The organism is Pseudomonas sp. TH15, assembly GCF_016651105.1.
In the GTDB taxonomy this organism is placed as follows: domain Bacteria; phylum Pseudomonadota; class Gammaproteobacteria; order Pseudomonadales; family Pseudomonadaceae; genus Aquipseudomonas.
In genome coordinates this window covers 476,952-490,165 of the sequence record NZ_JAEKEL010000001.1, presented here as the reverse complement: position 1 = coordinate 490,165, position 13,214 = coordinate 476,952, and the positions used below count along the sequence as shown (strand labels likewise).

General features: G+C 60.1%; 8 protein-coding genes. 5 read left to right on the top strand and 3 right to left on the bottom strand.

What is annotated here, in order from left to right:
* The first annotated feature begins 395 nt into the window (after positions 1-395).
* The 3 genes from JFT87_RS02305 (at position 396) to JFT87_RS02295 (ending at position 7,185) form a co-directional block, all read left to right on the top strand.
* Positions 396-3,848, top strand: coding sequence for a GMC family oxidoreductase N-terminal domain-containing protein (locus JFT87_RS02305; protein WP_201198375.1), 3,453 nt, complete (start codon positions 396-398; stop codon positions 3,846-3,848).
* Positions 3,849-4,053: 205 nt separating this feature from the next.
* Positions 4,054-5,913: a c-type cytochrome gene (locus JFT87_RS02300; protein ID WP_201198373.1), complete on the top strand. Its 1,860-nt coding sequence runs from the start codon at positions 4,054-4,056 to the stop codon at positions 5,911-5,913.
* A 27-nt stretch (positions 5,914-5,940) separates the two neighbouring features.
* Complete coding sequence (locus JFT87_RS02295; protein WP_201198371.1) at positions 5,941-7,185, top strand: metallophosphoesterase family protein; 1,245 nt, start codon at positions 5,941-5,943, stop codon at positions 7,183-7,185.
* A gap of 123 nt (positions 7,186-7,308) precedes the next feature.
* Here the strand turns inward: JFT87_RS02295 and gbcA are convergent, their stop codons facing one another.
* Positions 7,309-8,604, bottom strand: coding sequence for a glycine-betaine demethylase subunit GbcA (gene gbcA, locus JFT87_RS02290; RefSeq protein ID WP_201198370.1), 1,296 nt, complete (start codon positions 8,602-8,604; stop codon positions 7,309-7,311).
* Positions 8,605-8,900: 296 nt separating this feature from the next.
* Here gbcA and gbcB point away from each other — a divergent pair, with 296 nt between their 5' ends.
* Positions 8,901-10,001, top strand: a complete 1,101-nt coding sequence (gene gbcB, locus JFT87_RS02285) for a glycine-betaine demethylase subunit GbcB (protein WP_201189876.1) — start codon at positions 8,901-8,903, stop codon at positions 9,999-10,001.
* A gap of 208 nt (positions 10,002-10,209) precedes the next feature.
* On the opposite strand, the gene JFT87_RS02280 is transcribed toward gbcB, so the two are convergent.
* Both JFT87_RS02280 and JFT87_RS02275 read right to left on the bottom strand, forming a co-directional pair.
* Positions 10,210-11,034 (bottom strand): SDR family oxidoreductase, encoded by an 825-nt coding sequence (locus JFT87_RS02280; protein WP_201198368.1) that lies wholly within the window; start codon positions 11,032-11,034, stop codon positions 10,210-10,212.
* A gap of 249 nt (positions 11,035-11,283) precedes the next feature.
* Positions 11,284-12,324 carry a threonine aldolase family protein gene (locus tag JFT87_RS02275; RefSeq protein WP_201198366.1) on the bottom strand — a complete coding sequence of 347 codons (1,041 nt, stop codon included), beginning with the start codon at positions 12,322-12,324 and terminating at the stop codon, positions 11,284-11,286.
* Positions 12,325-12,455: 131 nt separating this feature from the next.
* Between JFT87_RS02275 and JFT87_RS02270 the strand changes: the two genes are divergently transcribed.
* Positions 12,456-13,172: a TraX family protein gene (locus tag JFT87_RS02270; protein WP_201198364.1), complete on the top strand. Its 717-nt coding sequence runs from the start codon at positions 12,456-12,458 to the stop codon at positions 13,170-13,172.
* Positions 13,173-13,214: the final 42 nt, after the last annotated feature.

The window sequence follows — 13,214 nt, the reverse complement described above, 5'->3', positions numbered from 1 at the left end:
AAGCCACGCCCCGCATAGGCCTGAACGTAATAGATCAGATTTCATACAGGTCTAAGGCTCTTCCTTGACTTCAATCTGCCGCCTGTCTTCACTAACCAGTTACCAAGGACAACCGTTACTTATCCACATCTGGTTCAGGGAGAACGCGTGATGGATAGCCAGCCACACCACCTGCACCCCACTCCCTGCACGGCCTGCGTCCCGGTTCCTGCGACTTCGCTGCGTAAGCGCATCCATCGCCGAGCGGCCAATCAGCGTGCCCGTCTATAGCGCTTGACCCCTCCAACGCCACAGCTTTGCTGTCGCTGAGTTCGCTCAGTGGCCAGGTGTCCGTTCGCCCATTGATAGCAGGCAACCGCAGAGTTGCCCCATCAGCCTGAGAGAGGAAAAAACCCATGACCCGGATCGCAACGCCCATCAGCGACATCAAGGAACACTACGACGTGATCGTCATCGGCTCCGGCTATGGCGGCGGGATCGCGGCTTCGCGCCTGTCCCGGGCCGGTAAGCGGGTGTGCCTGCTGGAGCGCGGTCGGGAAATGCAGCCCGGCGAGTACCCCAACACCATGATCGCGGCCACCGAGGAGTTGCAGGTGCATGACCCGGACGGCCACATCGGCTCGCGTACCGGGTTGTTCGACCTGCACGTCAATGCCCAGCAGAACGTGGTGGTCGGTTGTGGCTTGGGCGGCACCTCGCTGATCAACGCCAACGTCGCCCTGGAACCGGAACCCGGTGTGTTCGACGATCCGCGCTGGCCGCTGGCGGTGCGCGAACATCGCGACACCTTGCTCAAGGATGGCTACGCCCGGGCCCGGGAAATGCTCAAGCCCATGCCGTATCCCAGCACCTCGCCGGTATTGCCCAAACTCGAAGCCAACAAAAAATCGGCGGATTACCTCAAGCAAGGCGCGCACTTTTACCGGCCGCCGATCAACGTGACCTTCGACAAGCTGCCGAACAACCTCAACCACGTCGGCGTCGAGCAACTGCCTTGCAACCACTGCGGCGACTGCGTCTCGGGCTGTAACAACAAGGCCAAGAACACCACGCTGATGAACTATCTGCCAGACGCCTCGAACCACGGCGCGGAGATTTTCTGCCAGGCCGAAGTGCGGCACCTGGAGCGCGACGGCGATGGCTGGATCGTGCACTTCCAATACCTGGACAGCGGTCGCGAGACGTTCTCGGCGCCGACGCTGTTCGTCAAAGCCGACATCGTGGTGGTGTCCGCCGGGACCCTGGGTTCCACCGAAATCCTCCTGCGTTCCCGGGACAAAGGCCTGTCGACCTCCAACCAGCTCGGCGAAAACATGAGCGGCAACGGCGACATCCTCGGCTTCGGCCATAACTGCGAACAGCCGATCAACGGCATTGGTTTCGGCGCGCATCCGGCCAAGGAGCTGCACCCGGTCGGCCCGTGCATCACCTCGGTCATCGACATGCGCACCGAAGGCGACTGGCGCAGCCGCATGGTCATCGAAGAAGGCTCGATCCCCGGCGCCCTCGGCCGGCCGATGGTACCGAGCATGGCCGGGTTCGCCGAGCTGATCGGCGTGGCGACCGACGACAGCTTCACCGGCAAGATGAAATACAAGGAGCGCGAAGCCGAAAGTTTCCTCCGTGGGCCGTATTACGGCGCGCTGCACAACATGCAGACCTACCTGATCATGAGCCACGATGACGGCAAGGGCCGGATGGTGCTCGACAGCAAGGATCAGTTGCGCATCGATTGGCCCGGTGTTGGCGAGCAGGAAAACGTCAAACTCGGCAATGAGCGCCTACACCTGAGCACCAAGGCGTTGGGCGGGGTTTGGGTCGAGAATCCGATCTGGACCGAGTTGCTCAAACACAGCATCGTTTCGGTCCACCCGTTGGGCGGTTGCGTGATGGGCGAGGATGCGGGGCAGGGCGTGGTCAACCACAAGGGCCAGGTGTTCAGCGGTGTCAGCGGCACTGACGTGTATGCCAGTTTGTACGTGACCGACGGCGCAGTGATTCCGACATCCCTGGCGGTCAATCCGCTGCTGACCATCTCGGCAGTAAGCGAGCGCAACATGGGCCTGCTGGCGGCTGATCGTGGCTGGCAGATCGATTACACGTTGCCTTCAGCGCCGCGCAAACAAGTCGCACCGCCGACCCTCGGCGTGCAGTTCACCGAAACCATGAAGGGCTACTTCTCCAAGGACTTCACCCAGCCTCAAAGCACCGACCTGCCGTTGTATGAAGCAGCAGCCACTCGCGGCGAATCGGAAAACTCGCCCATCGAGTTCACCCTGACCATCACCGCCAACGACCTCAACCACATGATCAAGGAACCGGAACACGCCGCCACCCTGGTCGGCACGCTGGATGCGCCGGGCCTGTCGCCGCAGCCGCTGACTGCCAGCAATGGCGTGTTCAACCTGTTCGAGCAATACGAAGAACAGGTCGGCGTGCGCCACATGAAATACGACATGAAGCTGACCGCCGAGGACGGCCAGGACTATTTCTTCAGCGCCTTCAAAACCGTGCCGGAAGACAACGGCGTGCTGAACATCTGGCACGACACCAGCACGCTGTACGTCACGCTGTATCGCGGGCCGGACAAGACCGGTGCAGTGATCGGTTCCGGGGTGATGCATATTCACCCGACCGATTTCGCCAAGCAAATGACCACCATGAAGGTGCTCAACGCCCGCAACGAGCGCGAGCGCATTGAAGGCCTGGCACGCTTCGGCAAGTTCTTCGCCGGGATTCTCTGGGAGAGTTATGGCGGCGTGTTTGCCGGCGACATCTACTTCAACCCCGACGCACCACCGCGGCTGAAACGACCGCTGGATGCGCCAACTCCGAGCGTGCATTTCTTCCCGACCGAGGACAACGTCGAACTGCGCCTGACCCGTTATCAGGGTGGCACCAAAGGCCCGGTGATGCTGGTGCACGGGCTGGGTGTGGGCTCGAATATTTTCTCCACCGACACCATCCAGACCAACCTGCTGGAGTACCTGTGCAAGCACGAGTACGACGTCTGGTTGCTGGATTTGCGGGTGAGCATCCTGCTGCCGGCGAGCAAGAAGGAATGGAATGGCGACCAGATCGCCGAGTACGACTTCAAGGCTGCCATCGGCCAGATTCAGCAGGCGACCAGGGCCGCCGACGTGCAGTGCGTGGTGCATTGCTACGGCGCGACGACCTTCTTCATGTCGCTGCTGGCCGGGCTGCAAGGTGTGCGGTCAGTGGTTTGCTCGCAGATAGCCGCCGATACCGTCGTGGCCACGGCCACCGGGCTCAAGGCCGGTTTGCACTTGCCGGGGATGCTCGATGCCATCGGGGTCAAATCCCTTACCGCCTACGCCGACAACAAGGAGAACTGGTTCAACAAACTCTACGACAAAGCCCTCAACGGCTACGCCCGGATCGAGGCCCAGGGCTACTGCACCAACCCGGTGTGCCACCGCATCACCTTCATGTACGCGTCGTTGTACCGCCACGACACCCTCAATGAAACCTTGCACGACAACCTGCACGAGCTGTTTGGCGAGTCGAACATGCAGACCTTCGAGCACCTGGCGCTGATCGTGCGCAAAGGTCATCTGGTGAACTTCAAGGGTGAAGACGTCTACATGTCGCACTTCGACCGGTTGAGCATGCCGATCTGCTTTATCAGCGGGGCGGACAACCAGTGCTACCTGCCGGAGAGCACGCTCAGGACCTATGAGCGGGTGTGTAAGGTCCACGGGCCGGAACGCTATAGCCGGCAGGTGGTGCCGGGTTATGGCCATATCGACTGCATGTTCGGCAAGGACGCGGTGGTCGATGTGTACCCGATCATCCTGCAACACCTGGAGAAGACCGCCCTCGGCTAACGCAAATCCCCTGTGGAGAGGGAGCTTTTGTGGCGAGGGGGCTTGCCCCCGTTGGGTCGCGAAGCGGCCCCAAACCGGTGTATGCGGTCCATCAGGAGAAACCGCATTCGCAGGTTTTACGACTGCTTCGCAGCCGAACGGGGGCAAGCCCCCTCGCCACAGGTGTGTTACCTCGGGTTTTGGTGACAACAAGGAAATGGATGATATGGACACTTACATCCGCTGGTTTCAACGCTTCATCTGGCTAGGCATCGTGATGAATATGTTCTTCGCGTTGCCGGCCCTGTTCGCCCCGGCGCTGCTGACATCGATGCTCGGCCTGGCGCCGCAACTCTCCGATCCCTGGCTGGAAAACGCTGGCATGTTGCTGGTCGGCATCAGCGTGTTCTACATGCCGTCGGGCTTCAACGCGCCGCGCTTCGTGGTGCATTCCTGGTTGTGCGTGCTGACGCGGCTGATCGCCGTGGCGTTCTGGATTTACCTGATCAACACGAGCAACCAGGCCACGGTATTTGTGCCGATGCTGATGGGGGATTTGAGCTTCTTTCTGATCCTCGGGATTCTGCTGTACCTCGGCACATCGCCGGCCAATCGACCGCTGGCGCTGCTCTGCGACGGCTGGCGGGAATGGCGCGCGGGCTGGGCACGGCGTTGGCAAAGTCATGGGTTCAAAGTCGGCACGCTGATCGTGGTGCTGCTGCTCGGATTCATCGGCTACGAAACCTGGTACCAGATGCTGCGAGTGGTGCCAGCGCAGAAATACGCCTCCGACGAAGATCACTACAAATACGCCGCCATCGGCCTCGGCATCGAAGCGCGAATCCCGTATTACCTGTTCGCCGTGCTGCCGCAGATGTGCCCGGAGAAACTGCCGAAACCCGGCAGCTACGAAGTCTTCGGCTTCCTCTACGAAAACGGCAAGGACCTGCCCATCGGCATGGCCAAGCGGCAGATCGGCTACCCGACGGTCGAGCCGAACTGCGCCTTGTGCCACACCGGTTCCTACCGGGCGAATGCCAGCGACGTCGCCACAACAGTGGCCACCGCACCGGCCAACACCCTGCAACTGCAAGCGTTCCAGTGGTTCGCCTACGATTGCGCCAGTGATCCGAAATTCACCACCGATGCGGTGATGACGGCGATCAATAGCAAGTTCCAGCTCGGTTTTTTCGAACGGTTGTACAACCGCTACCTGATCATCCCGATGGCCAAGAGCGCGTTGCTCAAACAGAAACAGGCCTACGCCTGGCAAAAACTGCGGCCACCCCAAGGACCGGGGCGTACCGACACCTTCAACCCGACGAAAATGGTGGTGTTCGGCTTCCCGGATGACTCGACCATCGGCACCGTCGACTTGCCGCAAGTCTGGAACCAGAAACCCCGGGAGTCGCTGTACCTGCACTGGGACGGCAACAACAACGACATCCACGAGCGTAACTACGCAGCGGCCATGGCCGTGGGTGCGACGCCGGAATCGGTACTGCCCGAAAGCTTCAACCGCGTGACCAACTGGCTGCTCGGTACCAAGCCACCGGCGTGGCCGTGGGCGCTGGATCAGGCCAAGGTCGCCCAAGGCAAACCGATCTGGGACAAAAACTGCGCCAGTTGCCATGAATTCGGCCGCACCGACACCGGCCAGGTCACCACCAGCATCGATGAACTGGGCACCGATCCTCATCGACTGGACTCGTTCACCACCGGTTTAGTCGACGCCTTCCACGGCTTCAAGAAACCGCCGTTCGACTTCAACGCCTACCGCAAGACCCAGAGCTACAGCAACACCCCCACCGACGGCATCTGGATGCGCGCGCCTTACCTGCACAACGGCTCGGTGCCGACGCTGTGGGATTTGCTGCAACCGCCGGAACAGCGGCCGCAGGTGTTCTTCACCGGTTCCGACGTCTACGACCAACAGAAGGTTGGCTTCGTCACCACGGGTCAAACACCGGGCGGTTTCAAATTCGACACTCGACTTGAAGGCAATCACAACAGCGGCCACCTGTATGGCACGCAACTGTCGGACGTCGATAAACGGGCGCTCATCGAATTCATGAAAACCCTGTGATCCCACTACGGATGGAGGAATGCCAACATGTCACTAGTCGCTCATTGGGAACATGAGTACGACAAGGTCAAGGTTCGCCTGCACGGGTTGTATACACGGCTGGACATGGCCTGGAAAAAACTCATCAGCGACATCGAGCCCGAAGAGTTCGAGGCCATTGTCACGCTGCTGCAACGCGGTCACGATCAGGCGCAATACGTGCTCAAACACGGCGAACTGCCGGACGATGAACCGAGCGTGCCGTGGGAGTTGTCCCACGGTTTGTCGATCCTGCACATCGGCAATGCCACGCCGTTGCCGCAATCGACCGACGAGTTGCAAACCCAAGTGCTCAAGGACGGCAGCTTGCTCGGTTGTCGAAAATGGGAGCTGCTGGACCTGCTGTGGAGCGAGGCGCTGCTGAAGTGGATTGAAAACCTGCGCCATCACGCACCGTTCGCCACCACCCCGGCGCTGATGAAAATGGACAGCGACGTGACCCTGGCGATTGCCGGCGACTGGGGCACCGGGCCGTTCGATACCCACGCTCCGGCGGTGGCAGTGGCCAATCAAATGCAGCTCGCCCAGGCTGATTTCACCATTCACTTGGGGGACGTGTACTACGCCGGCTCGCACTCTCAGGAAGATGTCGATATGGTCGGCTGGCCGATGGGCAAGCACGGTTCGTTCACGCTCAATTCCAACCACGAGATGTACAGCGGCGCCCACGGTTACTTCAAGGAACTGGCCAAGCGTTTTCCGACGCAGCAGGGCACCAGCTATTTCGCGCTGTACAACGACGACTGGCTGGTGATCGGCCTCGACAGCGCGTATGCCTCGGATGCGATGAACCTGTACATGGACGGCACGCTGAACAAGGAACAGATCGCCTGGATGAAAGAGCTGCCCCAGCGCAAAAAGATCATGGTGCTCAGTCATCATCAGGGCTTCGATATTTCCGGGCACAACAAAACCGCGCTGTATCAACCGGTGTGTGATGCGCTGGGACGGGAGCCGGATTACTGGTATTGGGGGCATTTGCACAACGGCATTTGCTATGCGGCCCAGGGCGGGTTGCATGCACGCTGCGCCGGGCATGGGGCGATTCCATACGGCAATGCCAGCGAGCTGGACGGGCATTCGCGGGTGCTGTGGTCGGAAACCCAAAATGCGCAGGATGAAGCGTACCCGGATCGGGTATTGAACGGTTACGTGAAGGTACGGCTGGTGGGGGAGAACATCGAAGAGACGTTTATTGGTGAGGATGGGTCGGTGCGGTGGTCTTCAAAATGATTGGGTGAATGTGAAACCGCTTTCGCGAGCAAGCCCGCTCCCACATTGGATCTGTGTCGTGCACAACATCTGTGAACAACACGGTCAACTGTGGGAGCGGGCTTGCTCGCGAAGCTTTTGATGTTAGCCCTGAACCGGCACACCTTTGAGGTAAGGCGCAGGCTCAGCCCCAAGGTTGTTCAGCAGGCGCTCGCTGTACCAATCCACAAAGTTCACCACGCCAAACTCATAGGTCTTGGAGTAAGGCCCAGGCTGGTAAGCGGTGGAGTTGATCCCGCGCTGGTTCTCTTCGGCCAGGCGACGGTCCTGATCGTTGGTGGCATCCCAGACCTGGCGCATGCGCTCCACGTCGTAGTCCACGCCTTCGACGGCGTCCTTGTGCACGACCCACTTGGTGGTGACCATGGTTTCCTGGGCGCTGATCGGCCACACGGTGAACACGATGATGTGGTCGCCCATGCAGTGGTTCCACGAGTGCGGCAGGTGCAGGATGCGCATCGAACCGAGGTCCGGGTTTTTGATCCGGCCCATGAGTTTGGCGCAGCCCTGTTTGCCGTCCATGGTCATCGACACGGTGCCCTTGAGCAGCGGCATGCGCACGATACGGTTACGCAGGCCGAAGCTGGCGTGAGCGTAAGGAATCTTCTCGGCTTCCCAGGCAGCGGCGGAAGCAGCGACGTGGTCCTTGAAGCCCTGGTCGGCGCGCGGGTCGGTGACGTCGTCCCATTCCAGCAGGGTTTTCAGCAGTTCCGGGTGCGACGCGTTGCAGTGGTAGCACTCGCGGTTGTTTTCCAGCACCAGTTTCCAGTTGGCCTTTTCCATCAAGGTGGTGGTAATCGCCACCTTGGTGTTCTCCATGTCGTACGGTTCCATGTAATGGTTCAGCGTCTGCAGGAAGTCATCAATTGCAGGAGGGTTCTCCGACAAGCTGATGAAGATGTAGCCGCCAGCAGTCTTCACATTTACAGGTTTGAGGCCGTACTGCTTCATGTCGAAGTCGGCGCCCATTTCGGTGCCGGCGAACAGCAGGCGACCGTCCAGCTCGTAGGTCCACTGGTGGTAATGGCAGACCAGTTTGGCGACTTTGCCTTTTTCACTGGTGCACAGACGCGAGCCGCGGTGGCGGCAGACGTTGTGGAACGCATGCACCACGCCTTCGGCGCCGCGAATCACGATGATCGGGTTCTTGCCGACTTGCAGGGTCAGGTAGTTGCCCTTGGTCGGGATTTCGCAGGTCATGCCGGCGATCAGCCACTCTTTCTGGAAGATCTCCTGCATATCGATATCAAACAGCCGCTCGTCAGAGTAAAACGGCTGCGGCAGCGAGTAAGTGCGCTCGCGCTCTTGCAGCATTTGCGCAGTGGCCTTGCGTGCGGGTTCCAGCGGATCGCCCAGGCTGATTTTTGCGGTGACGTCCATCGATTTGATCCTCAAGGCCATTCTGTGTGGCCGGCGAAAAGTGGCTAATCAGGTTTGCTACGCAAGGTGTAAAGCATGGTGTAAAGAATGTGTCTTGGTATGGAGCGAGTGTGGGGCCGGCGCACACCAGAACCTTATCCATGGGCGACATGGCCCAATCTGTTCCCGACGCGCAACCCCCGGTAATTGGGGGCTGGTCGCGATAAGTATGTGAATGTCGCAGATAGGTAAATGGGTGGCTCGCGCTATACGCAGAATCGCCAACATAAGGCCGACCATCGGCGGTGGAGAACAGCATGTCCAACAGCTTCCTGAATCCGGTAACCACCCAGACCTGGGCCAATGGTCGACACATCGTCCGTTGCGTCAAAGTCATCCAGGAAACCTGGGACGTGCGCACCTTCTGTTTTATGGCTGATCAGCCAATCCTGTTCTTCTTCAAGCCGGGGCAGTTTGTCACCCTGGAGTTGGAAATCGACGGCGTGCCGATCATGCGCTCCTACACCATTTCCAGCTCACCGTCGGTGCCGTACAGCTTTTCGGTGACGATCAAGCGTGTGCCGGGGGGCAAGGTCTCCAACTGGCTGCACGACACCCTGCATGAAGGCCAGGAGCTGGCGGTGCACGGGCCGGTCGGGCTGTTCAACGCCATGGACTTCACCGCGCCGAAGGTTTTGTACCTCAGCGGCGGCGTTGGTATTACGCCAGTCATGTCGATGGCGCGCTGGTTCTACGACACCAACGGCAACGTCGACATGGTGTTTATCCACAGCGCCCGCTCACCGAAAGACATCATCTACCACCGCGAGCTGGAACACATGGCGTCGCGGATCGACAACTTCAGCCTGCACCTGATCTGCGAGAAGCATGGTCTGGGCGAACCGTGGGCTGGTTATCGCGGTTACCTGAACCACAAGATGCTCGAACTGATGGCCCCGGACTTCCTGGAACGCGAAGTCTTCTGCTGCGGCCCGACGCCGTACATGAACGCGGTCAAGCGCATGCTCGAAGCGGTCGGCTTCGACATGAGCCGTTATCACGAGGAATCCTTCGGTGCGACGCCACCGGAAGCCCGTGCCGATGCGGTGGAACAAGCCGAAATCGCCGCCGACGCACCAGACATCGACGTGGCGGACCTGCATCAAGTGGAATTCACTGCATCCGGCAAGAGCATTCGCGTGGCCCCGGGTGAGACTGTGCATGCGGCGGCGGCCAAGCTTGGCCTGCTGATTCCGAAGGCGTGCGGGATGGGGATTTGCGGCACGTGCAAGGTGATGAAGCTGGGCGGCGAGGTCGAAATGGATCACAACGGCGGGATTACCGAGGAAGACGAGGCCGAAGGGTTTATTTTGTCGTGCTGCAGCGTGCCGAAGGGCGATGTGCGGATTGAGTTCTGAGTGGGGCGAATTTTTGCGTACGGCTTACCCCTCACCCCAGCCCTCTCCCGAGGGAGAGGGGGCCGACCGAGGTGTCTGGCGCTCTACGTCGACCTGGAGGACCCTATCGATTATGGATTCGGCAAAGTAGTTTCAGGTCGGCGTATTCATTAAGCATCCCCAAATCAGTCCCCTCTCCCTGTGGGAGAGGGTTAGGGTGAGGGGCTTTTCAGTCAACGAACAAATCCGGCATTAGTGCCGCGTCGCTTTCTCGATCAAAGCGATATTGACCGAACTCCGTCACACCGCTTTCCCGCAAAACCTCTTCATCGATCAGCAACCGCCCGGTAATGCTGCGACCGCTGCTGCTCAGAATCGCGTAAGCAGCATCCGCCATGATCGCTGGCGTTCGTGCGTGTTTGAAGGATTCCCGCGAACCGAGCTGAAATTCGATGGCAGCGGTGGCGATCATGGTCTGCGGCCACAGCGAGTTGACGCTGATGCCGTAACTGGCGAATTCCTCACTCATGCCCAGGGTCAGCATGCTCATGCCGTACTTGGTCACGGTGTAAGGGCTGTATTGCGCGAACCATTTGCTCGCCAGGTTCAACGGTGGCGAAATGCTGAGGATGTGGCCGCCGCTTTTCTTCAAGTAGGGCAAGGCAGCCTGGCTGCACAGCAACACAGCGCGGGTATTGATCTGGTGCATCAAGTCGAAGCGCTTAAGCTCGACGTGCTGAACACCCGTCAACTTGATCGCCCCGGCATTGTTGATCAGTGCATCAATCCCGCCGAAATGCTCATTGGCCCGGGCCAGCGCCTCACGCACCGCCACTTCATCGCGCACATCCACCTGTAACGCCAACGCCTTGCCACCCGCCGCCTCGACTTCCTTGGCCACGCTGAAAATCGTGCCCGGCAACTTGGGATGCGGCTCGGCGCTCTTGGCGGCAATCACAATATTGGCCCCATCCCGCGCGGCCCTCAGTGCGATCTCGCGACCAATGCCCCGGCTGGCGCCGGTGATGAACAGGGTTTTGCCTTGTAAGGACATGCGTGCGCTCCTGATTATTATTGTCTGAGCAGATGGAACGGCTCGCCAGACAATGTAGACGAAGTCTTCAGGTGTACGCGGTCACTGTGGCGAGGGAGCTTGCTCCCGCTGGGCTGCGAAGCGGCCCCAACTACTGAGAATGCGGTCTGTCAGGCAGACCGCATTGGCTGGTTTTACGACGGCTGCGCCGCCGAGCGGGACGGTGCGACGTTTCGACAAGCTCCCTCGCCACAGGGGGGCGGGTTGCTCTTAGCGGGACATGACTTCGCGGATATCCGCCGCCAATTCCCGCACGCGCTCTTCTTCGGTGTCCCACGAGCACATGAAGCGTGCGCCGCCGTTGCCGATGAAGGTGTAGAAGCGCCAGCCCTTGGCGGTCAGTGCGGCGATGGCCGGCTCTGAGAGTTGCAGGAACACGCCGTTGGCTTGTACCGGGAACATCAGTTCCACGCCTGGGATGTCGCTGACCAGTTCCGCCAGCAGTTGCGCGCAATGGTTGGCGTGTTTGGCGTATTTGAGCCAGGCGTCGTTTTCCAGGATGCCGACCCACGGGGCGGACAGGAAGCGCATTTTCGAAGCCAGTTGCCCGGCCTGTTTGCAGCGGTAGTCGAAGTCTTCAGCCAGTTTGTGGTTGAAGAACAGAATCGCCTCTCCCACCGCCATGCCGTTTTTCGTGCCGCCGAAGCACAGTACGTCGACGCCGGCCTTCCAGGTCAGGTCGGCCGGGGAGCAGCCGAGGAATGCGCAGGCGTTGGAGAATCGTGCGCCGTCCATGTGCAGGTTCAGGCCGAGCTCTTTGCAGGTGGCGCTGATGGCGCGGATTTCTTCCGGGGTGTAGACGCTGCCGACTTCAGTGGCTTGGGTCAGGGTCACGACGCGGGGTTTGGGGTAGTGAATGTCCTGGCGCTTGAGCGCGACTTCGCGGATCGATTCCGGGGTCAGCTTGCCGTTTTCGGTGCGTGCGACCAGCAGTTTGGAACCGTTGGAAAAGAATTCCGGCGCGCCGCATTCGTCGGTTTCGACGTGGGCGGTTTCCGAGCAGATCACGCTGTGGTAACTCTGGCACAGCGACGACAGGGCCAGCGAGTTGGCTGCGGTGCCGTTGAAGGCGAAGAACACTTCGCAGTCGGTTTCAAACAGTTTGCGGAAATCGTCGGATGCGCGGGCGGTCCACTCGTCGTCGCCGTAAGCGCGTTGGTGGCCGTGGTTGGCCTGTTCCATGGCCGCCCAGGCTTCAGGGCAGATACCGGAATAGTTGTCGCTGGCAAATTGTTGGCTCTTATCGGTCATGGCCTGATTCCGTGTTCAAAACCCCTATGGTGAAGGGTTTTGTGGTCAATGATGGTGCGCACTTTACCGAAGATCGTCCGGAGAGCACACGCGATGATGCTGTCAGAAAATTACACAATTGACGGGCAATTATGCACATGACGCAACGGGACGGCGCGCTGGATCTGCTCAAGTGGCTGGCGCTGCTGAGCATGGTGCTCGATCACCTGCGATATGTCGGTTACTCCCTCGATTTTCTGTATGTGCCGGGCAGGCTGGCGTTTCCCTGGTTCTGTCTGGCGATGGCGGCGAATCTGGCGCGCATGCGTGCGGTAACGACTGACGGTCAGTGGCGCTATCTGGGTTGGTTGATGCTGTTTAGTGCGATTAGTGAAATTCCCTATCGGTTGTTCATTCCTGATCCCGACACGTTGAACGTGCTGCCGACGTTGGCGCTGGGCCTGTTGGTGGCGCGGGGCTGGCAAAGTCCGACGCTTCAATCGCGACTGCTGGCGGTCGCTTGCGTGTTGCTCGCGGTGCTGTTCCCGGAGCGACTGATGTTCGGTTTCTTCGGCGTGCTGTTGCCGTTGACGATGCTGCTGGTGATCCGCCGGCCGTGGTATTTCAGCCTGTTGCCGGGGTTGGTGTGTCTGGCGGCGAATCAGTGGCAGGTGCTATATGAGGCGGCGCAGTTGGGCAACAGTGTGGCGATCTTCGGGATCGCCGCTTGTCTGATCGCGCCACTGGCCGGCGTACTTCTGTTGCGTCACGCCGGGCGCCTCAAGCCGCCGCCGATGCGCCGCTGGGCGTATGCGCTCTATCCCGTGCATTTCCTCCTGTTGCTACTTATCCGTCAGGTCGCCGCATAACCCTGTGGGAGCTGGCTTGCCAGCGATAGCGGTAGGACAGCC

What these genes read in the sequence shown, in the direction of transcription:
- JFT87_RS02305 (WP_201198375.1), top strand. Translation starts at nt 396, where the DNA reads ATGACCCGGATCGCAACGCCCATCAGCGACATCAAGGAACACTACGAC.
- JFT87_RS02300 (WP_201198373.1), top strand. Translation starts at nt 4,054, where the DNA reads ATGGACACTTACATCCGCTGGTTTCAACGCTTCATCTGGCTAGGCATC.
- JFT87_RS02295 (WP_201198371.1), top strand. Translation starts at nt 5,941, where the DNA reads ATGTCACTAGTCGCTCATTGGGAACATGAGTACGACAAGGTCAAGGTT.
- gbcA (WP_201198370.1), bottom strand. Translation starts at nt 8,604, where the DNA reads ATGGACGTCACCGCAAAAATCAGCCTGGGCGATCCGCTGGAACCCGCA.
- gbcB (WP_201189876.1), top strand. Translation starts at nt 8,901, where the DNA reads ATGTCCAACAGCTTCCTGAATCCGGTAACCACCCAGACCTGGGCCAAT.
- JFT87_RS02280 (WP_201198368.1), bottom strand. Translation starts at nt 11,034, where the DNA reads ATGTCCTTACAAGGCAAAACCCTGTTCATCACCGGCGCCAGCCGGGGC.
- JFT87_RS02275 (WP_201198366.1), bottom strand. Translation starts at nt 12,324, where the DNA reads ATGACCGATAAGAGCCAACAATTTGCCAGCGACAACTATTCCGGTATC.
- JFT87_RS02270 (WP_201198364.1), top strand. Translation starts at nt 12,456, where the DNA reads ATGCACATGACGCAACGGGACGGCGCGCTGGATCTGCTCAAGTGGCTG.